The 26829-nt window shown below is 34.7% G+C and carries 32 protein-coding genes; 6 read left to right on the plus strand and 26 right to left on the minus strand.

The annotated features are described in order from the left end of the window. Positions 1-38 precede the first annotated feature (38 nt). The 6 genes from ftsL to I7822_RS02345 form a co-directional block, all read right to left on the minus strand. Complete coding sequence (gene ftsL / locus I7822_RS02320) at positions 39-407, minus strand: cell division protein FtsL (protein ID WP_207975144.1); 369 nt, start codon at positions 405-407, stop codon at positions 39-41. A gap of 77 nt (positions 408-484) precedes the next feature. Continuing rightward, positions 485-1423: a 16S rRNA (cytosine(1402)-N(4))-methyltransferase RsmH gene (gene rsmH, locus I7822_RS02325; RefSeq protein ID WP_207975145.1), complete on the minus strand. Its 939-nt coding sequence runs from the start codon at positions 1421-1423 to the stop codon at positions 485-487. A 74-nt stretch (positions 1424-1497) separates the two neighbouring features. Continuing rightward, positions 1498-1929 carry a division/cell wall cluster transcriptional repressor MraZ gene (gene mraZ, locus I7822_RS02330; RefSeq protein ID WP_066335924.1) on the minus strand — a complete coding sequence of 144 codons (432 nt, stop codon included), beginning with the start codon at positions 1927-1929 and terminating at the stop codon, positions 1498-1500. A gap of 124 nt (positions 1930-2053) precedes the next feature. Continuing rightward, positions 2054-3682, minus strand: a complete 1629-nt coding sequence (bshC, locus tag I7822_RS02335) for a bacillithiol biosynthesis cysteine-adding enzyme BshC (protein WP_207975146.1) — start codon at positions 3680-3682, stop codon at positions 2054-2056. Positions 3683-3829: 147 nt separating this feature from the next. Then, a complete protein-coding gene (locus I7822_RS02340) occupies positions 3830-4222 on the minus strand; it encodes a DUF3397 domain-containing protein (RefSeq protein ID WP_207975147.1) in 393 nt (130 codons plus the stop codon). After that, positions 4215-5105, minus strand: a complete 891-nt coding sequence (locus tag I7822_RS02345) for a 2-dehydropantoate 2-reductase (RefSeq protein WP_207975148.1) — start codon at positions 5103-5105, stop codon at positions 4215-4217. The genes I7822_RS02340 and I7822_RS02345 overlap by 8 nt, the downstream gene beginning before the upstream one ends. Positions 5106-5373: 268 nt before the next feature. Between I7822_RS02345 and I7822_RS02350 the strand changes: the two genes are divergently transcribed. Then, on the plus strand, positions 5374-5838 hold the full coding sequence (locus tag I7822_RS02350) for an N-acetyltransferase (RefSeq protein ID WP_207975149.1): 465 nt from the start codon (positions 5374-5376) through the stop codon (positions 5836-5838). Between the two features lie 136 nt (positions 5839-5974). Here I7822_RS02350 and gerR read toward each other — a convergent pair whose 3' ends face one another. The 4 genes from gerR to I7822_RS02370 all read right to left on the minus strand — a co-directional run bounded on the left by gerR (position 5975) and on the right by I7822_RS02370 (position 8857). After that, complete coding sequence (gene gerR, locus I7822_RS02355; protein ID WP_207975150.1) at positions 5975-6589, minus strand: sporulation-specific transcriptional regulator GerR; 615 nt, start codon at positions 6587-6589, stop codon at positions 5975-5977. 327 nt (positions 6590-6916) lie between these two features. Beyond that, a complete protein-coding gene (locus I7822_RS02360; RefSeq protein ID WP_207975151.1) occupies positions 6917-7684 on the minus strand; it encodes an enoyl-CoA hydratase/isomerase family protein in 768 nt (255 codons plus the stop codon). Between the two features lie 404 nt (positions 7685-8088). Next, positions 8089-8262, minus strand: coding sequence for a 50S ribosomal protein L32 (rpmF, locus tag I7822_RS02365; protein WP_066335963.1), 174 nt, complete (start codon positions 8260-8262; stop codon positions 8089-8091). Positions 8263-8338: 76 nt separating this feature from the next. Beyond that, complete coding sequence (locus I7822_RS02370) at positions 8339-8857, minus strand: YceD family protein (RefSeq protein ID WP_207975152.1); 519 nt, start codon at positions 8855-8857, stop codon at positions 8339-8341. Between the two features lie 521 nt (positions 8858-9378). On the opposite strand from I7822_RS02370, the gene I7822_RS02375 reads away from it, so the two are divergent. Continuing rightward, positions 9379-10596, plus strand: coding sequence for a nucleotidyltransferase (locus tag I7822_RS02375; protein WP_207975153.1), 1218 nt, complete (start codon positions 9379-9381; stop codon positions 10594-10596). Positions 10597-10856: 260 nt separating this feature from the next. Here the strand turns inward: I7822_RS02375 and I7822_RS02380 are convergent, their stop codons facing one another. Together I7822_RS02380 and I7822_RS02385 are read right to left on the minus strand one after the other, a co-directional pair. Next, the gene (locus I7822_RS02380) at positions 10857-11882 is read right to left on the minus strand and encodes a SepM family pheromone-processing serine protease (protein ID WP_207975154.1); all 1026 of its coding nucleotides are present in this window, start codon (positions 11880-11882) and stop codon (positions 10857-10859) included. Further along, a complete protein-coding gene (locus I7822_RS02385) occupies positions 11872-12672 on the minus strand; it encodes a patatin-like phospholipase family protein (RefSeq protein WP_243459202.1) in 801 nt (266 codons plus the stop codon). The genes I7822_RS02380 and I7822_RS02385 overlap by 11 nt, the downstream gene beginning before the upstream one ends. A 359-nt stretch (positions 12673-13031) precedes the next feature. Between I7822_RS02385 and spoVV the strand changes: the two genes are divergently transcribed. Then, on the plus strand, positions 13032-14255 hold the full coding sequence (gene spoVV, locus I7822_RS02390; protein WP_207975155.1) for a dipicolinic acid transporter SpoVV: 1224 nt from the start codon (positions 13032-13034) through the stop codon (positions 14253-14255). 42 nt (positions 14256-14297) lie between these two features. Here the strand turns inward: spoVV and coaD are convergent, their stop codons facing one another. Both coaD and rsmD read right to left on the minus strand, forming a co-directional pair. Next, complete coding sequence (gene coaD, locus I7822_RS02395; protein WP_207975156.1) at positions 14298-14783, minus strand: pantetheine-phosphate adenylyltransferase; 486 nt, start codon at positions 14781-14783, stop codon at positions 14298-14300. A 2-nt stretch (positions 14784-14785) separates the two neighbouring features. After that, on the minus strand, positions 14786-15355 hold the full coding sequence (gene rsmD / locus I7822_RS02400; RefSeq protein WP_207975157.1) for a 16S rRNA (guanine(966)-N(2))-methyltransferase RsmD: 570 nt from the start codon (positions 15353-15355) through the stop codon (positions 14786-14788). Positions 15356-15858: 503 nt separating this feature from the next. Here rsmD and I7822_RS02405 point away from each other — a divergent pair. Continuing rightward, positions 15859-16248: a DUF7147 family protein gene (locus I7822_RS02405; protein ID WP_207975158.1), complete on the plus strand. Its 390-nt coding sequence runs from the start codon at positions 15859-15861 to the stop codon at positions 16246-16248. Positions 16249-16563: 315 nt separating this feature from the next. On the opposite strand, the gene I7822_RS02410 is transcribed toward I7822_RS02405, so the two are convergent. The 5 genes from I7822_RS02410 to ylbD form a co-directional block, all read right to left on the minus strand. Continuing rightward, positions 16564-16836 carry a YlbG family protein gene (locus tag I7822_RS02410; protein WP_066330470.1) on the minus strand — a complete coding sequence of 91 codons (273 nt, stop codon included), beginning with the start codon at positions 16834-16836 and terminating at the stop codon, positions 16564-16566. Between the two features lie 151 nt (positions 16837-16987). Further along, positions 16988-17437 carry a YlbF/YmcA family competence regulator gene (locus I7822_RS02415; RefSeq protein WP_207975159.1) on the minus strand — a complete coding sequence of 150 codons (450 nt, stop codon included), beginning with the start codon at positions 17435-17437 and terminating at the stop codon, positions 16988-16990. 74 nt (positions 17438-17511) lie between these two features. Next, positions 17512-17940 (minus strand): hypothetical protein, encoded by a 429-nt coding sequence (locus I7822_RS02420; protein WP_207975160.1) that lies wholly within the window; start codon positions 17938-17940, stop codon positions 17512-17514. Between the two features lie 354 nt (positions 17941-18294). Further along, positions 18295-18534 (minus strand): YlbE-like family protein, encoded by a 240-nt coding sequence (locus tag I7822_RS02425; protein ID WP_207975161.1) that lies wholly within the window; start codon positions 18532-18534, stop codon positions 18295-18297. Between the two features lie 61 nt (positions 18535-18595). Then, on the minus strand, positions 18596-18988 hold the full coding sequence (gene ylbD / locus I7822_RS02430) for a YlbD family protein (RefSeq protein WP_207975162.1): 393 nt from the start codon (positions 18986-18988) through the stop codon (positions 18596-18598). A gap of 213 nt (positions 18989-19201) precedes the next feature. Between ylbD and I7822_RS02435 the strand changes: the two genes are divergently transcribed. Then, the gene (locus I7822_RS02435; protein ID WP_207975163.1) at positions 19202-19690 is read left to right on the plus strand and encodes a PaaI family thioesterase; all 489 of its coding nucleotides are present in this window, start codon (positions 19202-19204) and stop codon (positions 19688-19690) included. 423 nt (positions 19691-20113) lie between these two features. Here I7822_RS02435 and I7822_RS02440 read toward each other — a convergent pair whose 3' ends face one another. The 3 genes from I7822_RS02440 to safA form a co-directional block, all read right to left on the minus strand. After that, complete coding sequence (locus I7822_RS02440) at positions 20114-21190, minus strand: CAP domain-containing protein (protein WP_207975247.1); 1077 nt, start codon at positions 21188-21190, stop codon at positions 20114-20116. Between the two features lie 295 nt (positions 21191-21485). Beyond that, positions 21486-21917 (minus strand): CBS domain-containing protein, encoded by a 432-nt coding sequence (locus tag I7822_RS02445; RefSeq protein WP_207975164.1) that lies wholly within the window; start codon positions 21915-21917, stop codon positions 21486-21488. A gap of 18 nt (positions 21918-21935) precedes the next feature. Then, positions 21936-22559, minus strand: a complete 624-nt coding sequence (safA, locus tag I7822_RS02450) for a SafA/ExsA family spore coat assembly protein (RefSeq protein WP_207975165.1) — start codon at positions 22557-22559, stop codon at positions 21936-21938. 312 nt (positions 22560-22871) lie between these two features. On the opposite strand from safA, the gene I7822_RS02455 reads away from it, so the two are divergent. Then, positions 22872-23228 carry a YugN family protein gene (locus tag I7822_RS02455; protein ID WP_207975166.1) on the plus strand — a complete coding sequence of 119 codons (357 nt, stop codon included), beginning with the start codon at positions 22872-22874 and terminating at the stop codon, positions 23226-23228. Between the two features lie 153 nt (positions 23229-23381). Here I7822_RS02455 and I7822_RS02460 read toward each other — a convergent pair whose 3' ends face one another. The 4 genes from I7822_RS02460 to ctaG all read right to left on the minus strand — a co-directional run bounded on the left by I7822_RS02460 (position 23382) and on the right by ctaG (position 26784). Next, entirely contained in the window at positions 23382-24557 is a 1176-nt protein-coding gene (locus I7822_RS02460; RefSeq protein WP_207975167.1) for a GNAT family N-acetyltransferase, read from the minus strand. Between the two features lie 88 nt (positions 24558-24645). Further along, positions 24646-25161: a GNAT family N-acetyltransferase gene (locus I7822_RS02465; protein ID WP_207975168.1), complete on the minus strand. Its 516-nt coding sequence runs from the start codon at positions 25159-25161 to the stop codon at positions 24646-24648. Positions 25162-25309: 148 nt separating this feature from the next. Then, positions 25310-25777 carry a DUF420 domain-containing protein gene (locus I7822_RS02470; protein WP_207975169.1) on the minus strand — a complete coding sequence of 156 codons (468 nt, stop codon included), beginning with the start codon at positions 25775-25777 and terminating at the stop codon, positions 25310-25312. A gap of 104 nt (positions 25778-25881) precedes the next feature. Continuing rightward, positions 25882-26784, minus strand: coding sequence for a cytochrome c oxidase assembly factor CtaG (gene ctaG, locus I7822_RS02475; protein WP_207975170.1), 903 nt, complete (start codon positions 26782-26784; stop codon positions 25882-25884). Positions 26785-26829 lie beyond the last annotated feature (45 nt).

Raw genomic sequence — 26829 nt, forward strand, 5'->3', positions numbered from 1 at the left:
TATCTAGTGTAACTCAGCTTTTTCCCCTTATATCTGTGTTATTCTTGTACACTTTTCACATTGTTTTGATCTAATTTCAAGCCTAAATCTTTTGCTTTTTCCCAAATTCGATCATATGTACTTAACTCTTCAACCTGTACGTGGAGGTCACTATTTAGCTTTGTTTGCTCTTCTATTTTAGCTTCAGTTTTTTGAATTTCAATGTTCGCTTGATATACTGTATAGCTATTAGTAACAATATTTACTGCACCTATAATAAAAAGACCAACAACTAAAATCATCAGTATTTTTTCCCCATTTGTAATTGAGGCTCTTCGTTTAATAATAATTGGTTCTGATACAGGCATATGTTGCTGCTGTTGTTTTTCCTGTCTTTGCTGTTCTAATTTCATCGCTAAATTGCTCATTCATGTAACCTCCTTTTATATTACTACAATAATTTTGGAATTTTACCAGCTCAAAAGTCATATTTGACTAAGGTGCTTCAGTTTTTAACTTTTTCAGCAATCCTTAACTTAGCTGATCTGGCACGGTTGTTTTCCTCTAATTCTATTTCAGATGGAACGATTGGTTTTCTAGTAACAATATTTATTTTAGGCTCGTAACCTTCAGGTAAATACGGCATGTTACGAGGAAGCTCAGGTGGAGTTGCCGCTTCTTTAAAGGCTGATTTGCAAATACGATCTTCTAAAGAGTGAAAAGTAATGACACTTACTCTTCCTTCTGGTTTAAGCAATTCAATCGATTGTGCAATTGCTTCCTCAAAGACCTTCAATTCATCGTTTACAGCAATCCTAATTGCTTGGAAAATACGTTTTGCAGGATGTCCACCTTTTCTGCGAGCGGGAGCTGGTATCCCCTCTTTAATAATCTCAACTAGTTCTCCAGTTGTACGAATTGGCTCTTTTTCCCGATGCGCTTCAATTTTTCGTGCAATTTGTTTTGAGAATTTTTCCTCACCATATTTAAAAAAGATTCTTACTAAATCCTCATAAGACCAGTGATTCACAACATCATAAGCAGATATATCTGATTGTTGGTCCATTCTCATGTCCAATGGAGCATCATGATGATAGCTAAATCCTCTTTCTGGATTATCCAATTGTGGTGAAGAGACACCTAAATCAAAAATAATCCCATCAACCTTTTCAACACCATGCTCTGCAAGTTTTTCTGTAAGGTAGCGGAAGTTACTTTTTATAAATGTTACCTTTCCCTCATAAGATGATAACTTGTCTTTTGCATTTGCTAATGCGATATCATCCTGATCAAATGCAAATAGATGACCATCTTTCGATAATTTAGAAAGAAGATAGCTACTGTGACCAGCACCACCTAACGTACAATCAACATATGTACCATCTTCCTTAACTTGTAATCCGTCGACTGTTTCCTTCAATAAAACGGTTGTATGTTCAAACATAAGTTGTACCACCTTTTCAAATCAATTTTCTATTAGCTTGTCCACTCTGCTACTCATTTTTGCTTAAGTGAAGATTATATATCAAAATCAATCATATTTTCAGCAATTTCCTCAAAAGAATCTTCTTGTTCAGCAACATAACTTTCCCAATTGGACTTGCTCCATAGTTCAATTCGATTTGAAACGCCGATCACAACACACTCTTTCTCTAATTTTGCATATTGCAATAATGGTGTAGCGAGATTGACACGACCTTGTTTGTCTAACTCACATTCAGTCGCACCTGAAAAGAAAAAACGGGTGAATGCACGAGCATCTTTTTTGGTTAGCGGGAGAGCTTTAAGTTTTTCTTCAATTTGCTTCCATTCACTCATTGGGTAACCAAATAAGCATTGGTCGAGGCCTCTAGTGATAACGAACGTTTCTCCTAGTCCATCTCTGAACTTAGCTGGGACAATCATTCTGCCTTTTAAATCGATGGTGTGATGGTATTCTCCCATAAACATGTTCGTTGCCCCCACTTTCTCCCCTCAACTCACCACTTTCCCCCACTTATCTCCACTTCCTATTTTACCTTTGTTTCCACAAAAAAAAAACCCTGTAATAACAGGATTTTCAAAAAACTTTTATTTAAATTTTGACAATTTTATGTTTACCATTAAAGGAATATGACAATTTTAGCAATTCTCCAACAAAATCCGGTCCAAATTTATTCAAATAGTAATATACATTCCACATTCTTTCTTGTGGATTTAAACTTGGAACCAAAGATAATTCGATCGCTTTAAATTTCGAAAGCTGAACCTCATGCTGCTGTTGTTTTCTTTTCTCTACGCTACGATTTAAAAAATCTAGTTGTTCTTGAATAAATGCACCATTCTTTTTCAACATCGGTTCTAAGCTATTATCAATTTTTAGAGCCGACTTAATTAGCTTTTCATGGATGTCTGAAACCTGCCTTTTGGCTTCTTCAACAAGTGGATTCATATCGACAGGTGATACTGATTTCAGGTAAGTCTCGATTGATTTTTCTACTCCATTATGTAAAACATCATCTAACGTCAATTCAGCTTCTGCCATATTTCTTTCAATAGAACGTTCAAGTAAAGTGATCATTATTCGCGGTAAAACAGGTGGCATCTTCAGTTCTACACATGAAAATACACGTTTTAATTCTGCCCAATATGTAACCTCTCCTGGCCCTGCAATAAACGCGAGTGTAGGAAACAAGTATTCCTGCATAATAGGTCGTGTAACAACATTATTGCTCAGCTTTTGAGGATATGTTTCTATGATATCGCTTAATTCTGCTTTTGATAATGTTAAGCCAATACCAGGTACGACAAACTCTTCGTTATTTTTTCTTTCAATAAGGAAACGCTCTCCTTCATGATGATAAAAAAGATTTGCACTGTTATCAGGCATTTCTATGATTGGACGGTAGCTCTGTGAGCGCATTTCTTGTTGCTGGATTTTAACTGCATCATACAAACTGCTATTGTTATCGATAATTGATTGAAAACAACACTTCTCAAGCTGACGAAGACCTGGATCCCCTGAATTAACAAGAACTAATCCTTCATTACGAAAAAGCTTCATAATTATATGTTCAAAAAATTCTACATATGTTGTGGAGCGTTTTACACAGTTTGTTAATTGATCTAGTAAATGGTTTGAATAATCAGTTTCTCCAAATGCTTCAAAAACTTGTTCAAGCCAATCCAAAGTCTTAGACTGATTTAATGTCAAATCACTTACAGATTGTTTTTTAAGAGGAGAATCTTTAATCGCAAATTTCTTAGGAACATGATCCTTAGCAGCGAATATATGGTTAATTTCTGCAAAATCATGATCCTCTCCAGCAATCCAAAAAACAGGAATAACAGGAATACCAAGTTCCTTTTCTTGATTTTTAGCTAATACAATAATCGAGATAATTTTATGTATTGTATACAATGGACCGGTTAAAAGCCCTGCTTGTTGACCACCAATCACAACAACACTTTCAGGGTGTTTTAATCTTTCAATATTTTTTAATACTTTCTCATTATTCTCTGAAAATCGTTTTGCGTAATGCTTCAAATAAGCCGAAATCTCTTCACGCTGAAAGGAACGATTTTTTAAATCCGCTGCTCTATTATGAAAAACCTCTTTAGTATGAATATTATAATCAAAGAATGTTTCATTGTTTAATTTCTGCTCGTTAAAGTCATTCATAAATTGATTTGAAGAGCGCAGGGAGAGTTCAAGAATCTCCATATATGTAACTTCCTTTCTAGGTTAATATTATAACAGGATGAGTATAGCACTTATGTTGCTGAAACAAAAAAACTTTGCTTACAAATCTCCATCAATATCCTATTGTCTTACAAACTTAACAACTATATTGTTATGAAAGATCCTTACTTAAATAAATGCATTTTTAACTATTCCAGATGCAATACCGTATAAAGTTAAAATAAGATAACTGATAAAAAAGAAAATAAATGATAGCCGCCATATCTTTTTCGTAACAGCGGCCATCGAAGGTTCCTTCGATCTATTGTATTCAAGATAATAAACAAGTGTGGATAAACATAATAATCCTAAAATGATATAAATTAAAAATGATTGCTCAAATATGGTAATTAAATGAAAATGAACAGATACAATAAAGAATAAGGTTGATAAATCTATTGTCCATAAAATGGATTTCTTTTTATTCTTAACAACTACTCGTAAAATTAAAAAGAATATAACGAGATTAACTAAAGGTATAGCAAATGCAAATGAGATCATCCATTTCATTATTTCAATCATTACCTACCTCAATCCCTTTAATTGCATGATATAAAAATGTAATATGTGGAATTGGTTTTTGAGTGTTTGTTGCTTGCTGAATTAAATAACCTAAAATTGAGTCAATTTCCGTCTGATGTCCATTTTGAATATCTTTATACATTGATGATTGATTCTGTGCCGTGGTTTTACAGATATTCTGCACATGCTCCCAAAGTAGCTCTTTATTCGACAGTCCCAATACTTGAATGACTTCAATAAAAAGAGCTTTTAACAATTTAATAAAATGATCGTTTTCGATCAATTCACCATTTCTCACCCTTAATATAGATGTTAATGGATTTATTGTAGCGTTAACAACCAATTTTTCCGCGAGCATCTCCCTCCAGTCATCTTTCATCTCAATTGAAAATAGTGATTGTCGATTAGTTTCCAATTGTTCAATCAATGTGTTTTGACTGTTATCTCTATTATAATAAGCGATTTTAGTCGTACCTACTCCAGTATGTTGGACAGTATGATCATCGAGTCGTAATGCACCGTGTTCAACAATACCTAATATGATGTGATGCTTTAATAGAGCTGATAAATACGGTAAATGCCCCATTCCATTTTGAAGGAACAATATCGTTCTTGGTGAAAGATTGTTTATTTCTGCAATAACAGAAGCGATATCGTATTGTTTTACAGTTACAATTAAGAGCTCTTCTTTATAATTCCTTGTTGAATCAGCATTTATCATTACTCTAGTGTGGATTCCATCCTTTATCATCAACAAACCATTTGTATTTATCTGATCAGCCTGTGCCTTCCGATTCGTATAAAGGGTAATTGTATGGTTCTTACAGAGATAATAGCTGTAAAGCAATCCTAATGAACCAGCACCTATAATTCCTATATCCATCGTTCCCACCTACTATTTACTTTGCTAAGTTTTACGTTAATCAGATTCATCATATCAAATGAAGCGTCAATATTACCACATTTTTGCCTTTTTTCACTAGAAAAAGCAATTGAATCCATTTGCGAGTTAATTTATTGGAAGCGGTTAACAAAAAACTACATGAACTACATTTGTCATGCTATAATAATTGTAGTGTTATTATCATTAAAATCAAAATATTCTTTACACGAAACGATATAATTCGATGTGCATCAAGGGGGAATTTGCTATGTTAAAAGTTGAAAGATTGTTAGTTAATTATAAAACCCTAGAGGAATTTAAGAAATTTAGAGAATATGGAATACAAGAGCTTTCTATGCTTGAGGACCTGCAGTCAAATATAATTGAAAATGATAGTGACTCACCGTTCTACGGTATTTATTACGGCGACAAGCTTGTCGCACGAATGAGCCTTTATCGTGTAAATAAAAGATTTGATCAGTATTTTAGCCCGCAACAGGACTTTTTGGAGCTATGGAAGCTGGAAGTTTTACCTGATTATCAAGGTAAAGGCTATGGAAGAGCACTTGTCGACTATGCAAAATCATTTAATTTGCCTATTAAAACAAACCCACGAGTTAAATCAGGAGATTTTTGGTCTAAAATGAACTTTGAACAAGTTAAATACGAGATGGAACGTGACAAAGGAGAAAATCCATTAGTCTGGTATCCTGCAGGTGTCAGTGAACAATAAGCAATCCTGATTGCTTGCTCGGTTTCTGACAAGTAAGTATCCAAGGAAATTTAGCTTATTTTAACTAAAATACTAAGTGCTTTTTTAATGACAAAGGGGCTGACTTCTACTTGAAAGTCAGCCCCTTCTTAGATCTTTATTTCTCAACTCTTTCTAAATTTCCGTTTTTATCCATCTGGAATTTCACTTTTCTATTTCTTTCATCCTCTTGAAGAATAACCATCTTTCTTGCACGATCCATAATTTCAATTAATGCATGGTAATCTTCCTCAATTACTTCTAAGTTATTTATGAGTGACTCCTTTTCATGTTGTAATTTCGCCACTTCTTCTTCTAATTCCTTAATTTTACCTGTTAATTGTCTATTTTCTTGTTGAACCTCTTGCATAGATGGTGCTTCTTCATATTGTTGAAGAAACGAAATGAGATCCTTAATTGTATTTTTAGATTGAACACTAGGCGATTTGCTTTCTTCTTGTGCGATTGGCTCCTTTAGTGGCTCCTCTTCCTGTTGCGGAACAGTCCTAAGTTCTTTTCTTTGTTTCTTCGCTACCTCAATGCCTGTTTTATATTGTTTGCGAACATGAGAATTCCACCTAAACCCACAAGCAGCAGCAGTTCTGGATAACTTTCGACCAACCTCTTCAAAGGCAGCAAGCTGTGTTGCACCTTCACGAATATGTCTTAGTACAACCTCAGCCAACAATAAATCCTCATCATGGGTCCAAGCATCTTGACGCGTAGTAGTCATCTATAATCCCTCCAATAGTCACTTTTTTTCTATACATATGCAACTAGTAGAATAGATAGACTAAATACAATCTATTACTTTTAAAAAAGGCTCTGTTAAATTTAATTGTTGTTTTTTATATTTGGAAAGCAAAAGCTTACTCCCATTCCGCGGACTAACTGCAAATTCTCCACGCTCACACCTCACTGCTGGGTCTTGATAGGCAGTTCTCCTGTAGGAGTTTTACTGCTCGTAAAGAAATAGAATTAAAGATGTTTCCCACCTTCAACTCTAAACAAGCGAGACATTAACAAAACCAAACATACTATGTAATTAAAGCTATTTATGTTACTTCTTTCTATTTAAAAATAAAGAAACAGCACTATGGTGATCTTCCATCTCCCATAGTTCAGCACATCTATTGATTTCAGACATCATTCTTGCATGCAATTGGGTATTGATCCACTGGTTTACTTTTACAGACTTATAGGCCCTTAGTACATTAGGGTGATCAACTAATGACTCATGTATAAATTGATATGCCTCGATTCGAGCATTTGTAGCAGAAACAATCTTTTGGATAAACCCTAAAGAATACGCTTCCTCAGCAGACATTCTTTTTGCAGATAAAAGCATTGTCATTGCCTTATCATATGCTAATTTCTCATGAAGCATAGTGGATCCTCCCCAACCAGTCGTTATTGCTAAAGAACCTTGAATAAACCCAAGTGAAATACCTTGTTTGGCGATGCGAAAGTCACAAGCTGTCGCAATTTCACAGCCGCCACCTAAGGCAATTCCATTCATAATGGCGAACGTTGGTATTGGAAACGTCATAATTTGATAAAGCAATTCCCCCATTTTCGAAAGCATATGGTAGGCTTCGTCCTTTGTTTTCAATTGATGAAAGGCTTCTACATCACCACCTGAACAAAACGCCTTCTCTCCTTCTCCCGTAATAACCATTGCTTTTATATCGTTTCTTTTATATAAAGAATTAAGGCTAGCTTTTAATTCATCCATCATATCCAGGTCTACAGCATTATACTTCAAGGGCCGATTAAGCTTAAGTTCGATAATTCCTTTTTCGTGTTCATTCATAACAAGCTTATTCATACGTATCCTCCTCTCTATTTACTGTTTTTTACAAGAACAAAAGCGCAAGCGACTTGATCAGCCCCGACAAGCATAAGATGATTTAGAATAGAAGGCGTTCTTTGCCTTCAATTCTAAATTAGCTTATGACCTCGAGGGGCTAGGCGCTGGAGCTGGATGCCAAGCACTTATCTACAGTACGAGAATTTTATAATTTCCTAAACGCGAACAAAGCTCAGGGCGCCTTGAATAGCGCCGACAAGCAAAAGACGCTTATGAATCGACTGTGTTTTTCACCTTCAATTCCTGAGTTTTTTTAGACCCAAGAGGAGCTAGGCGCTGGACTTTATGATTTATAGTTGCAAAACAATAATAAAAGCGTGAAGATCCATTGATCCTCACGCTTCATTAGCTGTAACAAATAATTATTTGCTTACAACGTCTCTTCCTTTGTATGTTCCACAAGCTTTACATACACGGTGAGCAAGTTTGCTTTCACCGCAGCTTGGGCATTCTACCATACCAGGTACTTGTAATTTAAAATGTGTACGACGTAGTCTCTTTCTTGTTTTAGAAGTTCTTCTAAAAGGTACAGCCATTATTCCCACCTCCTTAAAGAGCATTGCATTGTGAATCCGGTAAAACCGGTTCAGTCTGTGCTATAAGCTTAGTATATTAGCTTTCTTCATTTTCGAAGAATTTTGCTAATCCAGCAAGTCTAGGGTCAATCTTGTTATTCTGATCTTCCTCAGAAATAACTTCCCAATCTTTCCCTGATTGAGGAGCAGCGCCTTCTTCATTTGCACCATCATCACAGAATACCTGGATCGGAATTTCTAATATAAGGATTTCTTTGATTATAGGTGTTAGATCAACAATATCACCTTCAGCAAGATGAAAATCCTCTTCCGTATCATAATCTGCTGGTTTTAATAAAAATGTTTCTGTTGTATCAATTGAAAATGGATATTGAACATCCACTAATGTTCGAGAACAAGGCAGAACCATTGAACCTGAAATTGATAAATGGAACGTTACCTTAGTTGAGCTAATGTCAGCTCTTCCACTAACGCTTACAGGAGAAATATCACGAATGTCTTGATGACTAGTGACAAGCTCACTTAAATCGATTTCTTCTTCAATCTTCAATCCCTTGCTTTGCAATTGATTTAGTTGACTAATTGTCCATTTCAATGTGTATCACCTCAAGGCAACAAAGGTAATTATAGCCTTCGCAATAATATTTGTCAATATTTTTTCTTTACAGTATAAGTATACAGGATAATCGCATTTTTACAAAACGAATATCTTGTTTCACTCATATGCGGTCTTATTTAGCATGTCTTATTTTAATCATCAAATGACTGATTTGCAAGTTCTTTCTACATTTTTGTTAAAAATAAACCTATACAAAGTGTTTATAGTTATATTCGTTTAACCTATAATGGATATCAATATCTATTTAAAAATATGGCTGTTTTCGCAAACTTTGTTGCTATTTACCAAGTAGCGCGATGAGGTTGATTGCATCGAGAGATGCTCGCTTTCTGCGGGGAGTGCGGTGAGCATCCTCAGCGTAAACGACTGCATGAGTCTCACCTGTCCCGCTGCTCTAAGCAGGAGTCTCGAAATCCGTTCCACTCAACCTTAAAGAGTTTTCGTTTTAAAAGCAACAACTCTTAGAAAGAGCCAAAAATATAGAACGTGGTGATCATATGAATGCTTTAGGACTTGTTGTAGAATATAATCCCTTTCATAATGGACATTTCTATCATTTAACACAATCCATTAAAGAAACTAATGCAGATATTGTTATTGCTGTCATGAGCGGGAACTTTCTGCAAAGAGGAGAACCTGCTATTGTCTCAAAATGGGAAAGAACGAAAATGGCTTTACATAGTGGAGTAGATTTGGTTGTTGAATTGCCTTATGCATTTGCTACACAAAAAGCAGAGACGTTTGCAAATGGTTCCGTTTCTATACTAGAGGCCTTACAATGTCGATCACTATGCTTTGGTAGTGAATCTGGTGACATTTCTTCCTTCCTTAATGCAAATCAATTTCTTTTACATTTCAAAGAGCAATATGAGGAGTTAATCCAACACCATATGAAAACTGGTGTGAGTTACCCTACGGCATTAACCCTTGCTTTTCAAGCCTTATCTAACGGACATGAAATTTTAGATTTATCTTTACCCAACAATATCCTTGGATTTCATTATGTAAAAGCCATTCATCAACAACAGGCGAAAATAAAACCTTATACAATTAAACGGTCATCAGCCGGTTACCATGAACAAGATTTTGTCTCTCCTACCATTGCTAGTGCGACAAGTATTCGAAAAGCAATATTTTCAAATAAAGGTCAGGTCGCAAATTATGTTCCTAAGGAAACGGTAGATATCATGGACCAATACAAAGACCAACAAGATCTTTTACACAATTGGGAAAACTATTTTCACTTACTAAAGTATTCTATTATGACGATGAGTGAAGAGGATCTACTTAAGATTTATGAAGTAGAAGAAGGCTTAGAAAACAGAATCAAAAAAAATATTCGTGCTGCTGTTAGCTTTCAAGACTTTATGGAACGTATCAAAACGAAACGGTATACATGGACTAGACTACAAAGGTTATGCACACATTTATTAACGAAAACGACCAAACAACAGATGAGTTATATCAATCATAGCGAAACATCACCATATATAAGATTATTAGGCATGTCTTCAAAAGGCCAGGGATATTTGAACTCTATAAAAAAACAGATCGAACTTCCGATTATATCTAAGCTATCAACCTTTCAACATCCTTTGCTGGAGTTAGATATAAAGGCTGCAGCTACATATAATATGATTTTTCCTGAACCTCTTCGCTCAGAGCTCTTAAGAACTGAATTTGCGACTCCACCAATTAGATTAGAAAATAAGTAATTAATTTAAAGGCTCTTTTCAAAGAGATTCTTTCTTTTAAAACAAAATCTATTTCAGGTTGATTGGTGCTCCTCGCGAGACTCATACGGGAGTAGCTTAGGACAGGTTAGACTCATTCAGGCGTTTACGCCGAGGAGGCTCACCGCCCCGCCTCGTGGAAAGCGAACATCTTCTCGCTGATCAGCCACACCGCATTACTTGGTAAATAGCAACAAAGTTTTCGAAAGCAGCCAATTAAAAAGAGAAAGGATGATCAATAATCATCCTTTCTCTTCAAGTTTCGTTAAATATTCCACTGCTTCTTCAAACGTATCGATCGGAATTATTTTCATTTCTGTTTTGATCTTTTCTCCAACTTCTATAGCCTCTTTATAATTTGATGTAGGACTGTCATTTTCATTTGGTGCAAAGAAAATTTCCATCCCTGCTTTATCTGCAGCAACAATTTTTTGTGATATCCCTCCGATTGGACCAACTTCTCCTTCTGTGTTAATTGTTCCTGTACCTGCAATATCATAGCCTCTCGTTAAATCCATTTCTGTGAGCTGGTTATAAATTTCAAGTGAGATCATCAATCCTGCTGAAGGCCCTCCTATTTCCTTTGTATTTAGTTTAATATCCGGCTCTACTTCTATTTGTCGATCAGTAATTAGTGAAATTCCAATCCCTACCTTTTTAGGATCCTCTGTAAATGCTGCCAGCTTGATTTTTGCTTGTTTTTGTTTTTCATCTCTTTCAAAGGTAATTGTTAGTTCATCTCCGGCTTTCTTTTGACCAACATACTCAATAAATTCTTCTGCCGTTTGAAAATCCTTATTATCCACTTTATAAATTCGATCTCCTACTTTGAGGACATCTGCAGCAGGCATGTCTTTTACAATTCCATCAACATATATACCGTGAAATGTATAATCAACTTGTTTATTTGCTTTTTTATAAGCAATAGTGATTGCTGATTCCTGTGATGCTTCCATCATATGTAATTGCCTATTAAAGTACTCTTCATCTGTCTCATCTTCTCTTTTAATTTCCTCTAGAGGATGGATGTAATAATAATCATGTAGCTTTGCCCACATATAAGTTAACGGATTTGCTCTTCCAAACCGAACTGTTGTTAAAGAAAAGCTTCCCTCTTCATCTTCAAATCCGTTTTGGACCTCAACGATCGGCTCTAGCTCTGAAGCCATTCCTGGTTGGGTCACATAATAAGGAAGCTTAATAAATGTCATGATTAGTACAATTATTGCTAACAAGATAAGAGAACGTAATAAAGTTTTACTTTTCATGACTGTTTGTCTCCTTCCACTTTGCTATAACCCTATGTATTTTTTCTACATGCTGTATGGCTTCCTTCTCACCTATCTCAATTATTTCTTTTATATTTGTAAAAGCTCGAGAATTATATTGTTCGACATGAGGACGTATCATTACATCTGATGCGATTTCCCGATGATGAACAAGCTCATCCTGCATAATATCGAGACTTTGCAAAATAACATCAAATATTGAAGTTATATCCTCATTTCGCTTTACATGTGATACATCAACTGCGATCACAATATCTGCCCCCATTTCCTTTACGACCGAAACAGGTACTCTGTCAACAACACCTCCATCTACTAATAGTCTACCATCAATTTTTTCTGGAACAAAGATCCCTGGTATAGCAATACTAGCTCTAACTGCATCTGCAACAGGCCCATCTTTAAATATAACCTTTTTTCCATCATATAAATCCGTAGCGACAACCGCTACTGGAATATCTAATTCAGCAAATGTTTTTCTATGTGTAAATAATCGAATTAATTCCTTTACACGATTACCTGCAATAAAACCCATTTTCGGAACTGTAAAATCCAAGTAATACTTTCTCTTAAAAGCTAAAGCAAATTGATACAATCTGTCTATACTTATGCCTGAAGCATAGAAGCTTCCAACTAGCGCTCCCATACTGCTTCCAGCAATTAAATCAATAGAAATCCCTTCATCATGTAATACCTTTAATACCCCCAAGTGCGCAAACCCTCTTGCACCACCTGATCCAAGCGCTAGTCCTATCTTTGGCTCCTTAGTCAAGGAGATGCCCTCCTTTTAGTTCATTATTAGCAAATCATTTCTTTATGATAGGCGCTGTTAAACACTGTTGATAAAAGGGAGCAAGATGCCTCTACCCTAATATAAAAAACAACAATTAGATTTAACAAAGCCTTATGATAAAAGATTTTTTCTATAAAGATATGAGTAAAGTAGCCGGTTCATCCAATTCTCTGCACTTTTATTTTTCAAAACAATGATATAGCTCATTCTTATGGTCTAAAATGTACACCTATTCTCGTATATTGAACTAAAGAGGTTTGTACAACAAGATGGAAAAGTGCTTCATCCACATTGTTCGTATACCTATTATGACCCGTATGTTTAGGAGGCATCACAATTTGAGTCTTTCAAAACTAAAAACAATGTTCTTTGCTGTTTTTATAGGTGGACTAACGATTGCCATCATTCTTAATCCTAAAGAATCGCTAGAAGCATCCATCAGAGGATTAACAATTTGGTGGGAGGTTGTCTTTCCATCTTTACTCCCTTTTTTTATTGTATCAGAATTACTCATTGGTTTTGGAGTTGTAAAGTTTATTGGTGTTTTACTTGAGCCTCTAATGCGACCGATCTTCCGTGTACCAGGTGTTGGAGGCTTTGTTTGGGCGATGGGAATGGCATCAGGCAATCCAGCAGGTGCAAAGCTTACTGCTAGAATACGGCAGGAAAAACAAATAACAGCATTACAAGCAGAACGATTAGTCTCTTTTACAAGCTCATCAAATCCCCTATTTATTTTCGGGGCGGTAGCAGTTGGCTTTTTTAATGATGCTTCTCTAGGCATTTTATTAGCGGCTGCACACTATTTAGGTAATTTATGTGTCGGTCTTACGATGAGATATTATGGGGGACTTGACACATCACTAAATACTGAAAAAAAACACGTGATTTTTCCACCGATAAAATTAGCCTTTAGAGAATTACATTTAACTAGAATAAAGGAATCTCGACCTCTTGGAAAAATGCTTGGAGATGCTGTGATCTCTTCTATCCAAACACTGCTTATGATTGGCGGGTTTATCATCCTTTTCTCTGTATTCAATAAAATATTATCACTAATTCATGTAACTGAATGGATTGCGATCGTTTTTTCTGGAGGATTAACTTTATTACATATTTCTACTGATCTAAGTGTACCGCTTATTACAGGAATCTTTGAAATCACTCTAGGTAATCAGTTTGTTAGTGAATCTACAGCAAATTTATTAGATAAAGTAATGGTTGCCAGCTTTATATTAGCCTTTGGTGGTTTGTCCATTCAAGCACAGGTTGCAAGTATATTAGCTGATACAGATATTCGCTTTCAACCATTTTTCATTGCGCGGATTTTACAAGGTATTTACTCTGCTGTTATTGCATTCTTTTTATTTAAACCACTTTATTTAAATTTGCAATCTTATCAATCTAATGAATTACCTGTCTTTTTTATGAGACATAGTCCTGAGTGGGCTATTGACTATTGGGAAACAATTTTACATGTAGGACCACTCATCACGATTCTTTCATTATGTATTTATGTTTACTTATATGGTAAGCGCAATGTGTTTACTAAAACACCATAATGTTTCAATAACGTAAAAAGGTGAGGATTCCTCCCTCACCTTTTATTCATTAATAAATCTACTTTTTAATGCCTTTTCAACCACTTCTGGAACTAGCTCAGCTATATCCCCTTTATATTTTGCGACTTCTTTTACAATGCTAGAGCTTAAAAATGAATATTGATTATTCGTCATCATAAAGAATGTTTCAATATTATCATCTAAAACTCTGTTCATTGAGGTTATTTGCATTTCATATTCGAAATCTGAAACAGCACGAAGTCCTCTTAAAATCGTTTGAGCTTTCTTTTCCCGTGCATAATCAATGAGCAATCCTTTAAAAGTCTCAACAACGACATTTGGAATATCCTTTGTTACTTCTCTAATTAATTCACATCGCTCTTCAACCGAAAATAACGGTTGTTTGGATGAATTGTTTAACACACACACATAAACTTGATCAAATACCTTTGCCCCCCTTTTAATAATATCTAAGTGACCATATGTAATTGGATCGAAGCTTCCAGGACATACTGCTTTGCTTCCCATCTTTATTCCTCCCCTAAACTACTTTTATATCCATATACGGTAATAGAGGTCATTCCGTATGTTTCATACTTTATTTGAATAAATTGATCGATCTCTAAAGGCAATTGAACATCTGATCCATGCTCTGTAACAATAAATCCACCCTCTTCTAGCAAATTATTTTCACTTATAGAGGCTATAAGCGCTTTCAACTTTTGTTGCTTATACGGTGGGTCTAAAAAGATTAATTCAAATCGAAGTTCGCGTTTAATTATTGCTTTTATTGCTCGTTCAGCATCATTTCGATATACTTCAGATGCCTCAACTGCATGACATGCTTCAAGATTTTTATGTATCGTTTGAATTGCCTTAGCTTCACGATCAACAAAAATACACTTTTCAATCCCACGACTCAGTGCTTCGATACCTAAGCCACCACTACCTGCAAACAAATCCAAGGCAATTCCACCATCAAAATACGGACCTACCATATTAAAGATCGCTTCTTTTACCTTATCTGTTGTAGGTCTTGTGGTCACCCCTGGTACTGCTTTTAATTGTCTCCCTTTATAATTACCTGAAACTACTCTCATATCTTTCACCACTACTTTTTTATTTACATCTCTAGTAAGAATTTTCTATTTGACCTCTATGTATGTGAAAATCCTTTTCATATAGAAGGTTCACTTTATCCTACCATAGCACTTCTATATGTTACAATATCTGACCATTGTGAAAGAAGTTAAGAAAAATTTTTTTCTTTTATGTATATGGAAAAACCATTTGGTGATAATGAGTAGTAACAACATCGATTCGTTGATGTTGTTGCCAACCGCGGAGAAGACTTACGTTTCCCCATAAGTTCTTCCTCCGGTTTCTCCTCTCCCTTTGCCTTCAACCTTTTACATGTTAAAAGGTTTTGAAGGACCCTACAGAGTATATCTGTAGGGTTTTTTTTCAAGCACCAGAAATTATCCCAATTATGAATGCTTAAAAACAGGTTGCTTTATAGCTGACTTCTCATTTTTTTATCTTCATGTTATAGTGAAAATTCAGTTTAAAATGTACGTTATATATTATTTCAGGGGGAAGTTATATGATTCAACGATTTATTGAGTTAGGTGAAGGCTATTCTGATATTTATGAACTTATTGAAACAGCAAGAGCTAACAAACATCGTGTGTCTAAGCTAATTGCCTTACATACAAAAGTAAATAAAAAAGAGGTTTCTTCCTTAGTTGTGATTATGCAGCCAACTGATCAAGGGAAATTCCAGGCTCTTTATATATGTCGTGAAGGGATTCCAAATCCACATTTTAAGGCAAATAAACGCTATGAGTTATTTGAAGATCTTTCAGTATATTTAAACAAAGATATTATTCAAATTGATGTTAAACCTTCTAATATGTTTAATGAGCTTGAACTATATTATCAGCATTTAATTGGGATATTACGGTTAAATCATTATATTCCACCAATGCAATAGAAATCTGAAATAACCACAAAAAACAAAGGCATGTTCTGTATTTCATCAGTTCGCATTTCCACAATTTAAGGTTTTATTCGTTTCCAAAAACGTAAAAAGGGCTGTCCTTTAAGAAAGACATTTACATGTTATTCTTTCTTAAAACAGCCTTTTTATCGAATCAGAATTGGTGTCTAGCTCCAGCGCCTAAGCCCTCGGGGTCATAAGCCACTCAGGAATTGAAGACAAGTACTTCTTCTATTTTCTGAGCGTTTTTTATGCCTGTCGGGTCTGATCAAGGCGCTTGCGCTTTTCTTATATGGTTATTTTACAAAGTTATAAACCAATCTTATAATCATATTCCTTCGCTTTATCTACTTTAGATTCAAATTCAAGTTTTAAATGAGGCTTATAGGATGGTTCTGCATGTTTCACAAACGAGTAGGATGTAAGCTTTTGAACAGTTTGCTCAACCATATCCATATTGCAATATAAAACAACATATTTTAATCGTTTAGAAACATAGTGAACATTTCCAAATTTTCTAAGCATCTTTATGTGCTTTAACGAGTGAAGCCAAACGACTATACCTTGACGTTTTTCAAACATATTGATTCTCCCTTATTTATATAAAAGAACTTATTCCAGTAACTATTCATCGCTCCACTTTAAAAGTCTAGCAAAAATTTTCAATTCTAACAATATTACTTGAGGGAATTTTCAAAAAAAAAAAAAATAAAACGAGTGTATTAAACTCGTTTTATGACACCTTACAGCCACAACCTCCACCAGAACCACAACCTCCGCCACAGCTTGACCCTGTGTCAAAGAAGGGGTTACCTGTTGGAACTTTAATATTCACAGAAACGGCTTGGCCAACTTGAACACTTATTTCATCAAGTAATGCTTGCAATTCATTTTCTGCTTTTTTAAAATTGAACACACTCTGATTTAAATCGAGTTCTCTTTTTATATCACGCATATCCTTGGATATCTTTCGATAATCTGGATGGTATTTACCAAAGCGTTGGACATCTTCATATAAGTCCTTTGTTTTCGCAAATTGAGAAATGAGCTGTTGAGCGTCTTTATCATTTTTTAATCTATAGAAACTACGACGATATTCTTCTGCCGGCTCTGACTTGAGAACTAAGCTTGCAAGTTGTTCCGCTTCATCTAGTAGTAACATGCTTTCAATTGTAGCAAACATAGAGTATTTGCACCTCCAGCATTCATTTTACCATGAATAGAAGAAAATGAAAAACATCTACCTCGTCACATATATTATTGGATTGATACCGTCCATGTTTTTTTCAGATCATAAGTTGTAGAGTCATTGTGAACAACCTCTACCATCATTTCATGGACACCTCTGTCCAATCCCTTTACAATAAAGGCTGCAGTGTTCATGTCATCAATCTTTTTCCCATCTACAAAAACTTCAATATGACCTTCTCCACTTACTTTATTACCGCCTTTTTCTTTAAAAGAAAAATTAGGAATATAACATTCTACATATACATCTTGATTTCGTACATGATGTTTTATTTTCAAATAAGCCCGTTGATTATGACTTACAACCTCAACTACATCATTAGAAATATTCGTCACATGGAGAGGGACTAGTTTTACGCTTCCCTCAGGACGTGGCTTGTCCTCTACACAACCTGTCAAACCAATTAATATGAAAACGAGAGCTATTAAACGTTTCATTTTTTCGCCTCCTTTTTTTGTATTGTTTACAAATAAGGATAAAATCATGTTTTGTTTTGGCTCTTTTCTAAAAGATTGTTGGTTTTAAAATAGTTTCTTGAACAAAAACCTTTTTAGGTTGATTGGAGCGGAAGTCACCATTCTCCTTTACTTGTTATATAGCAACAAAGTTTACGAAACCAGTCTTTGTTTTTAACTTTAAATGTCCAAAAAGCTCAGTGCTCCTTGATCAGCGACATAGAAATTAGAGTACTACGTAACTAGGCGCTAGAGCTAATGTCAATGCGCTTATCATCAGCACTAGAATTTTTTTAGTTTCACAACAATAAGAAAAAACGACTTAAAAAAAGTCGTTTAATCCTGTTGTCTCATTGTTTGGAACATTGCAATCATCATTTGTGCCATTTGAACTGAATTAGAAAATTGCTGTACTTTATGGGGAATTGTTTTTTGATAATAGTTCATCATTTCTATTTCTAATGACTCTAGGTCGTTAGGATTTCTAGACAGTTTGCGAAACCATTGCGGCTGTTCTCGGATAAATGTCTGTCTTTCCTTATTAGCGCGAATATGTTCCTGAATTTCTTTTCTCATCCAACTCCTCCTACATGTGCCTCCGTTTTATTTCCTGACACAATTAAAAAAGTTGTGCCAATTAATCCTTTCTAAATGAGAAGGGTTGTTGATTACTACCAGACGATTTTTGCCCTGAGCTCTTTGAGAGTCCAAATTGATCAAATAATCCTTGAATCGTTGAAATCGTGCTACTCATATTTGAAATATGATGGTTAACTGTGTTCATATCCATATTTTTTACTGCTGAAAACATTTGAGACATAAAATCAGCTTTTTTTTCCTCCGTTTGCTCCTCGGAATTTTCATCTCTATATTGTTTCCATACAACATCTTTCTCACCAAGTAAATACCAATCCTCAAATACTTCCTGCCATTCCTTGTTTCCTTTTCTTACCTCTTGTACAAGCTTTGGATGTTCTTTCACAAATTCTTTAAATTGTTGAACAGATGGATGTGGTTTTTTCGATGCCATTATCTTCACCTCGTTGATACATTTGCCTATAATATCTTATCGAAAAACAGCAATAATGTTCGCCCATTTTAAGATAGGCTGATTTCGGGTTTTTCTCATGAAATACTTAAAGGATGTTAAAAACAAACAAATAGATAAGAGTCTTAAGAAACAATTGCTTCAACAAAGAAAATTTTGGTAAACTAACACTAGCAAAAGGAGAGGGTTAGCCATATGACAAAGGAAGAGCTATTACAACTAACAAATGAGGTTTTACAAAACGCAGATATAGAGGATCAATATGTACTAGAACTTTTACTAAGTGGACTAAAAAGGAAGCAATACCATGAGAAGGGCTCTTATATCGGTGCATTACTACATGCAGAAGGCGAGTTTAAAGACAATCAATTTACAATTAAAATCCCAAATACACCTATTATTCAAAACTCATTAAACATTGTCCATGGTGGTATTACAGCCACGTTACTTGATTCAGCAATGGGTGGACTTGTTCATCATATACTTCCTCCTGACAAAACTGCTGTTACAACAGAAATTAAAATAAATTACGTAGCTCCAGGTGTTGGAAAAGAATTAATATGTAGGACTAACACAATTCATAAGGGAAATAAAACAGTTGTAACTGAAGGAAAGGTTTTCCGAGATGACGGAACACTTATCGCACATAGTACAGCAAGCTTTTTTATTATCAATAGAAGTTAATTGGAGATATATAAATAAGAAAATTTTTTTCTAAAGAAACGTGTAATGTTTGTAAAAAAAGATCAAATTTGGTAAATTTTATCTGAACGACAAAAGAAAAAAGGTATTTGTCTGCTCTCTTTGTTTAGAATATGCAGAACGACGTGGCTATCTTAAGGTAAGTCAAAGTGAGACTTCATTCCGAGGGGTGCTTTTTCCCATTAAATGGATGAACTTTTCACTCTTAAAAAGCCACGTTCTGTGGCTTCGACTGACTTTGACAACCTGTCCAACGTCGGGCATTTTTAAGAGTAGTTTCCCCTCATACCCAACTTTCTCCTTTAAAAACTTCATCGTGCTTTGAATTACTGCTCGTTAAGGTATTGGGGTAATTGGTTTCCTAAACACAAAAAGGATGGCTACATCGTTGTAACCATCCTTTTCTCACTTCACTTGTTCCCATTTTTTAATAAAGTTTTGCGTATAATACAGTCCGTCAACCCCAACACCTAAATGCGTAAATTCCTCATTTAACAATGCTTCACGGTGACCTTTACTATTCAACCAGCCTTCTGAAGCTGCAATCCCGTCCACGTATTGTGCAGCAATATTTTCTCCTGCCATTTCATATTTCACATTAAATTCAGCGAGGCGATCCACCAAGGTTCCTTCAGTTGGAGATTCATGGGAAAAATAATTATTTAACTTCATATCCTCACTGTGTAAAAAAGCAACTTGTGATGTTACATCGTCCCATTTAACCAATGGAATCCCATGTCTCGTACGAATCACATTTGTAATCGATAATATTTGTTGCTCAGAGCCACTCTCAATTTTCTCCCATTTTTCTTCACTGTTTTCTTTAGCTTCAATTAATTCACCACGATATGTTACTTCATATGAGCGCTGTTTAATGAACGTTTCTGAATCCAATACCCGTATGCTTGATAAAATCCCATCAAACTTATCAATATATAATTGCACAAAGACATCTCCAAGTTTAACTGTAGGTCTCGTATTCATATCTTCTTCTGAAAACTCAAAACGATAAGAGTTTCCTGCATATTCTAATGACAAGCTTGGTGATACTGGCGCGATTTTAAATACCTCTTGTACAGGTTGTCCAATTTTAAAAGGTTTAGCATTTACCTCACTACCGATTCCATACACAGTAACAACCTTTTGATCTAAGATTCCAATCTGCATATACTTGTTATTTGCTTGTTCATAAATCCACCAATCATAATCATATGCTGAAGGATCGATTCGATCTGGCTCTCCATATAAAGCTGTTATTTCCTCAGATGATTTATTCATTAAGGACAAAATCCCTTCAGCTGGAAGGTTAGCTGTTTCATCCTTTGTCACAGCTTCTTTTTCCTTTGGTAATTCTTCGTTAGAAATTTGGACATTTTCTTCCTCATGCTGTTCGCTAGGGGTATATTGTCCGAAATAGATAAATAACGTATAACTTATAAATATGATAAAAAATATGACAACCGTTCGAATGATAATCCGCAGTTTAAACCCCTCCTCACTACTCCTTCTTTCTATCATTATATGAAAACTTCTTATTGATATACTTGTTAATTAACATGTAAAGTAGTGTTACTATTATTCCCGATAAAAAGCCTGTTAAACAAAGTATAGTATATGATTCCGTAAATTCCTAACATAAAGAACAAAATAGGTCGAAATTAACATAACTTTTCTAAAATACTACTTATATCTTCAAAAAGAACTTCATTCCTCACCCGGTAGAAATTAATTTATAACGTAAAAAATAGACACCAAATAGAAGGTGCCCATTTCAATTTCACTTACTTTCATATGATTCAGATATATCTGATAAGGCATCTCCAGCTTCTTCACCTGTTGTATAATTTTTAGAAAGGTCACCTAATGAAACCATTCCAACAAGCTTTCCGTTATCTACGACGGGCAAACGTCTAACTTGATGCTTGGCCATCATATGTGCTGCCTCTTCTAAAGTTGCATTTGATTCTATCGAATAAATATGATCACTCATAACATTTGTCACTTGATTAGATCCTGGATGTTTCTCTGCAATGCCTCTAACAACTAAATCTCGATCTGTAATCATGCCAATTAATTTTTGATCTTCAACAATCGGAATTGCTCCTACATTTAAATCCTTCATTTTCACAGCTACTTCATATACATTATCTAACGGTGTACAATACTCAATATTTGACGTCATAATATCTTTCACGGTTTGGGTTTGCATCCATTTTCCTCCTTACAATTACCTTCCTATAAACATCTGAGTCCAATAATGTCCGTATGACCCACCTTGTACATAGCCAACACCTATTTCAGTTACGTCACGTTTTAAAATATTCGCCCGATGACCAGGACTATTCATCCAAGCTTTAACTACTTCATCAGCAGTACGTTGCCCAGCAGCAATATTTTCAGCTGCTGTTCTGTAAGATATTCCGAAATTTTTCATCATGGTAAAAGGTGATCCATATGTAGGTGAATCATGAGTAAAGTAATTTCGATCTCTCATATCCGCTGATTTATAGCGAGCGACTCTTGATAATTCCCAATTGTTTTTTAACGCAGGCAACCCTGCCTTCTGTCTTTCACCATTTGTTAGCGAGATAACTTGTTCTTCTATTGATTTTGTTCCACTTATTTGTGGGATGTAAACCTTCTGACCTGGATAAATTAAATTGGGATTTTTAAACTGTGGGTTCGCGCCTATTATCTCAGATAATCCAACTTGGTAACGTTGTGCAATAATCCATAACGTATCACCACTTTTTACTGTATGAGTAGTAGTTTGGCCAAATGCATGCTGAGGAAACGTGATAAGCCCAATTAATAAAAATAAAAGTACAAAACGTTGTAAGTACTTTGTCATATAACCTCCTCCTTTCACAGATAGTTTTACCAAAAAAAGAAATTTAACTCTAAAAATAACTTTGCTAACTTAATATAATAAGGTGAACTTCATATTCTTCTTTATATACCATGAATATGAGGTTGAGGATCTTACTGCCTGTTAAGAATGGATATACATTGAACTACACATTTTTATTTTGTCCGTCTTAAAGTACAACTAAGCGTTGCAAGTTAAGGGCATTCATACTATTATTAAAAATGGAGATATTATCTTTTTAAGAGAATTAAGCTATAATATAAATGGTGAAAAGGCTTTAGGAGGGACATACATATGAGATTAGAAGGCACAGGTTTAGAAGGAGTAACAATTGATTTATCTCGTTTAACTGAAATAATGGAAGAGAATGGGCTTGTATTGGCAGGTCAATGGGATTATGAACGAGTTACTTACGACCGCAAAATCGAAGCTAAAGGCGAAGTTTACTACCTTCGTGTTCAAGGCTACTCTGTAGAAGGTGATATTGGTGGTCGGCATGCAGTTGTTAAATTAATCACACCACTATTAGGTAAGCATTATTACCCACACGGTGTTGAATATGGTGAAGGAGAAGACTTTCCAGCAGGTGTTTTAAACACTAGTAAAAGTCTATTAAAACAAGTATCTGAGGAAATACAAAAGGTACAATAACCTAGCAAAGGATTTGATTCCTTTGCTTTTTTGTTTCCACAATTTCGTTCATTACACTATTTTTATCATTCAGTTTGTAATGATAAAAAGCGAAACCTATATAAATAAGGCTTCGCTTTTACCATTACTGTTAACTTCACTCAATCTTTAGGTTTAGAAAAAATCATACAGTAAAGATGATCCTAGTGGGGGAATGATGTCTTTTAATAACTTTAGTTGTTGTTCTTCCCCTTGTATCGTACCTAACTTAAAAAGCTGAATCGGATCTAGATGACCAAGTAACACTGCTGTCAAAATTCCAATATCCATTCTTAAACCTTTTTTTGGTGAATTATTGCATGTACCTTCCTTTTTTTGAAAAACCTTAATTGTCTCACCTTCGAGAAAAAAAGATCCATTGTTCCAGTTACAGACAGAATCTGACACATGAAGAATAAGTGGCTTTTCACCTTGAATAAAAAACGGATACTTCTCTAAAAACCTTTGTACGTTAACAATTCTCCCCATAAAATATGGGTGAATATTGGTTTGTACTCTTGGATTTGGTAGAAGCAAAGTCAAAGGGTCTCCGTCATATGATTTCCATTTTACCGTGGATATCATTGAATCATGCTGACATATAAAATTCCAGAAATCCTTTTTAATAGATTCATTTAAAACAATCACTTCATGAACAATTAATTCACGATTCTTTAGTGAATAAATCAAGTAACCATCTTCTTCATTTTCTTCACTAACATGAAAAACAACATGTTCTCCCTTTTTTAAAACGACCTCCGTCCACCAGCTTTCATCCCTAATTAACATGCTATTATAGTTATCTGTAAACGAACGATATATGCTCATTAAAGAAGGTAGAGCTTCTTCTTTTGATTTTCTAACAATATTCCCACTATGACTATGTAAAAATATTAAATCTTCTTTTTGTATCGTATATGTTTTATCAGAGCAAATTAGTTCCCAACCAAATTTTCTGTAGAAAGGAACATAAAAAGGATGTAAATACGAGATATCAAATTCCTTGGTATTCATCCAATGGAGTCCCTCTTCTATTAACTGAGCAACCTTTCGAGTTCTTCTTGCTTCTGGCCATGTCGCAACCGAAGCAACTCCTCCCATTTTAAAGGCTTGATTTTTTATATTGACATCTAGAGGGTATATATGAAGCTTTGCTTTTAGGGCATCTTTTTCAAACTCCCCTAATATGTACTGCTTATCCAGCTTTTTTATTGCACTCTCTAGTTCATTCTCAGCTATAGTATATTGAAACGCAAATTCTGATAATTTTAAAACGTTTTCGTAGTCTTCATTAGTAATAACTCGTATCAATGAACTTCACTCCTAATTGGTGGAGAGGGGGAAAATGCCCACAATCCACCTGTGTCTCATCATATACTTTAAATTGAATAACAGTTGTTTATTCCAAATCCTTCTTTTGAATTTCCCATTTCAAAAAACGACCATCTTTTTTCGTACAGACCATTCCTAATTTATCAAAAAGTCTTATTGATAGATCCTGTTGTACATCACACTCCATTACAACCTTTTTAACCGATTTTTGATACGTTAACCAATCAATGAAAGCATCTACAGCTTCATAGGCAATGGTTTCATCTACAGACTTATCCTCCACATGATAACACAATTCTACCTCACCTTCCTTAGAAGGCTTACCTATCAATAAAATATCACCAATTATTTTCTTCTCTTCGTACAAAATAATTAACCATAGTCCACAATCATTTGCCTTTTCCTTCGTCTCTAAGCATTCAATATAGTAAGGAAGAAAGCCCTTTACAAAAGAAGAAGGCCAACCAAATGGGAATTCAATTGGAGAACGTTTATCTAGCTCCTTTCGATGAAACACTAATGATTTGGCAATATCAAGTGAACAAGGTATGATCATTAGCCGATTCGTTAAAATTTCAATCAAAACATTCTCTCCCCTCTTTTTGATTTTGGTCATCATCAAAAGAGATACGAATGAACCTATACACAAACTTTTTATTACTTGATTTATATCCAATACAAAAAAAAAGGTGGTTTAGAACAGTTTATTCTAAACCACCTTGAAAATATGTTTAAAACCCTAAGATTGCTTTAATGACTGATGTTGTTTCCCCACCACTATAAAAAACATACAGTAATAAATAAACAACAACACCTGTAATACCAGTAAAAAACCAAATAACACTTGTAATTGGACCTAATTTACGATGTCTCTTTAAGTTTTTCTTATAACCAGTGACCAAGGAAATGATACCAAATACTGCACCCACAGTTGCTAAGGTTATATGAAAAATCAGAAAAATTGTATAATAAATTTCAATATCAGCAGGTCCACCGAAAGCTGTGTTTCCGATGAAAATCGTTCTAGAAGCATAGATTATGAAAAAGATTACAGCAAAAATTGCCGCAACTGTCATAGCCTTCATATGTGCTTCAATTTTTCGTTGTTTAATTAAGTACCAGCCAATTGCTACAGTTATTGCACTTAACACAATAAACGTTGTACTAATGGTTGGTAATATAGGTAATGATGTATTCATTTTTAGTCCATTCCTTCAATAAAATAGTTTATGTAGTGATGATAATTATTAAAATGAGGGTGATTAAAACTGGCTGACCATTGTTTTGACTCACCCTCAAAATTTTATTTAACTGGTTCAGGAGAGAAGTTTTTTTTCAAATCAAACTCATCTTTTTGACGTTCCTTACGAGCCCATTGGAAAAAAATATAAGCAAGGATTGACCCGTAAACGATTTCTTGAATAATCTTCATAAGTACTCCACCAAGTTGTTGATCTTCAACAGTTGGTAATGTATTAAACATTTCAGGACCAGTTAAATTAAGTCCTTCAAGCATATCAGCTGGTACACATAATTGAAGTGCATTTACCCATGCTTGTGGTTCAGAGTATGTTGCATACATAGGATCAGTTGCAAAAATAATCAAAGCACATGCTGGAGTTAATAAAATACCATTTGCAAAGATATACCCTACTTTTTTAATCCCTGTAAGCGATTTCCACTCAGGGAGTGAGCTTAATAATGGTAACCACATAAACATCGCTGTAATAAAGATAATAGTCGTCATTCCCGCATGATAAACAGGATCAGTTTTTACAAAGTCAAATACCAATGGGACATGGTAAATCGAAAATATACTATTAAAAAGAATCAGGGCGATGATAGGTTTAGTAAATAATTTGAATAAAGGTTTAATAAAAGGACGATAAATAATTGCCTTCCATAACCAATCTGGAATACCTAAGATAAGTAAAGGTGGAACAACCAAATATAAAATAGCCATTTGAGTCATGTGTGCACTAAACATTATATGGCCCAACAAGTCAACTGGACTTCCTTTACTTACATATAAAGCAATAATACCTGTTACAAACAAAATCTGTTGTTTAGTTGTTACTGGAGTATGATCTTTAAATTTTGAACGCCATGGTCCAATTATCATAAAATATAATACCATGATTAAAATCATCACAACCAAATAATAAGGACTCCATAATGCACGAAATCCAAATATCTCAAAGCTCATACAAATCAGCTCCTTTAGCTAGTCCTTCACGACTATTATACACAT

This window comes from Metabacillus bambusae, assembly GCF_017497975.1.
Classification (GTDB): Bacteria; Bacillota; Bacilli; order Bacillales; family Bacillaceae; genus Metabacillus; species Metabacillus bambusae.

What these genes read in the sequence shown, in the direction of transcription:
- coaD (WP_207975156.1), bottom strand. Translation starts at nt 14,783, where the DNA reads ATGGGAAGCAAAGCAGTATGTCCTGGAAGCTTCGATCCAATTACATAT.
- ftsL (WP_207975144.1), bottom strand. Translation starts at nt 407, where the DNA reads ATGAGCAATTTAGCGATGAAATTAGAACAGCAAAGACAGGAAAAACAA.
- ylbD (WP_207975162.1), bottom strand. Translation starts at nt 18,988, where the DNA reads ATGGCATCGAAAAAACCACATCCATCTGTTCAACAATTTAAAGAATTT.
- I7822_RS02420 (WP_207975160.1), bottom strand. Translation starts at nt 17,940, where the DNA reads ATGAAACGTTTAATAGCTCTCGTTTTCATATTAATTGGTTTGACAGGT.
- ctaG (WP_207975170.1), bottom strand. Translation starts at nt 26,784, where the DNA reads ATGAGCTTTGAGATATTTGGATTTCGTGCATTATGGAGTCCTTATTAT.
- rsmH (WP_207975145.1), bottom strand. Translation starts at nt 1,423, where the DNA reads ATGTTTGAACATACAACCGTTTTATTGAAGGAAACAGTCGACGGATTA.
- rsmD (WP_207975157.1), bottom strand. Translation starts at nt 15,355, where the DNA reads ATGAGAGTAGTTTCAGGTAATTATAAAGGGAGACAATTAAAAGCAGTA.
- I7822_RS02345 (WP_207975148.1), bottom strand. Translation starts at nt 5,105, where the DNA reads ATGGATATAGGAATTATAGGTGCTGGTTCATTAGGATTGCTTTACAGC.
- I7822_RS02425 (WP_207975161.1), bottom strand. Translation starts at nt 18,534, where the DNA reads ATGAGAAAAGAAATTCAGGAACATATTCGCGCTAATAAGGAAAGACAG.
- safA (WP_207975165.1), bottom strand. Translation starts at nt 22,559, where the DNA reads ATGACAAAGTACTTACAACGTTTTGTACTTTTATTTTTATTAATTGGG.
- I7822_RS02360 (WP_207975151.1), bottom strand. Translation starts at nt 7,684, where the DNA reads ATGAATAAGCTTGTTATGAATGAACACGAAAAAGGAATTATCGAACTT.
- I7822_RS02380 (WP_207975154.1), bottom strand. Translation starts at nt 11,882, where the DNA reads ATGAAAAGTAAAACTTTATTACGTTCTCTTATCTTGTTAGCAATAATT.
- I7822_RS02410 (WP_066330470.1), bottom strand. Translation starts at nt 16,836, where the DNA reads ATGTTTGAAAAACGTCAAGGTATAGTCGTTTGGCTTCACTCGTTAAAG.
- I7822_RS02455 (WP_207975166.1), top strand. Translation starts at nt 22,872, where the DNA reads ATGAGATTAGAAGGCACAGGTTTAGAAGGAGTAACAATTGATTTATCT.
- rpmF (WP_066335963.1), bottom strand. Translation starts at nt 8,262, where the DNA reads ATGGCTGTACCTTTTAGAAGAACTTCTAAAACAAGAAAGAGACTACGT.
- I7822_RS02340 (WP_207975147.1), bottom strand. Translation starts at nt 4,222, where the DNA reads ATGATTGAAATAATGAAATGGATGATCTCATTTGCATTTGCTATACCT.
- I7822_RS02415 (WP_207975159.1), bottom strand. Translation starts at nt 17,437, where the DNA reads ATGTTTGCTACAATTGAAAGCATGTTACTACTAGATGAAGCGGAACAA.
- I7822_RS02435 (WP_207975163.1), top strand. Translation starts at nt 19,202, where the DNA reads ATGACAAAGGAAGAGCTATTACAACTAACAAATGAGGTTTTACAAAAC.
- mraZ (WP_066335924.1), bottom strand. Translation starts at nt 1,929, where the DNA reads ATGTTTATGGGAGAATACCATCACACCATCGATTTAAAAGGCAGAATG.
- I7822_RS02445 (WP_207975164.1), bottom strand. Translation starts at nt 21,917, where the DNA reads ATGCAAACCCAAACCGTGAAAGATATTATGACGTCAAATATTGAGTAT.
- I7822_RS02405 (WP_207975158.1), top strand. Translation starts at nt 15,859, where the DNA reads ATGATTCAACGATTTATTGAGTTAGGTGAAGGCTATTCTGATATTTAT.
- gerR (WP_207975150.1), bottom strand. Translation starts at nt 6,589, where the DNA reads ATGACTACTACGCGTCAAGATGCTTGGACCCATGATGAGGATTTATTG.
- I7822_RS02350 (WP_207975149.1), top strand. Translation starts at nt 5,374, where the DNA reads ATGTTAAAAGTTGAAAGATTGTTAGTTAATTATAAAACCCTAGAGGAA.
- I7822_RS02375 (WP_207975153.1), top strand. Translation starts at nt 9,379, where the DNA reads ATGAATGCTTTAGGACTTGTTGTAGAATATAATCCCTTTCATAATGGA.
- bshC (WP_207975146.1), bottom strand. Translation starts at nt 3,682, where the DNA reads ATGGAGATTCTTGAACTCTCCCTGCGCTCTTCAAATCAATTTATGAAT.
- I7822_RS02470 (WP_207975169.1), bottom strand. Translation starts at nt 25,777, where the DNA reads ATGAATACATCATTACCTATATTACCAACCATTAGTACAACGTTTATT.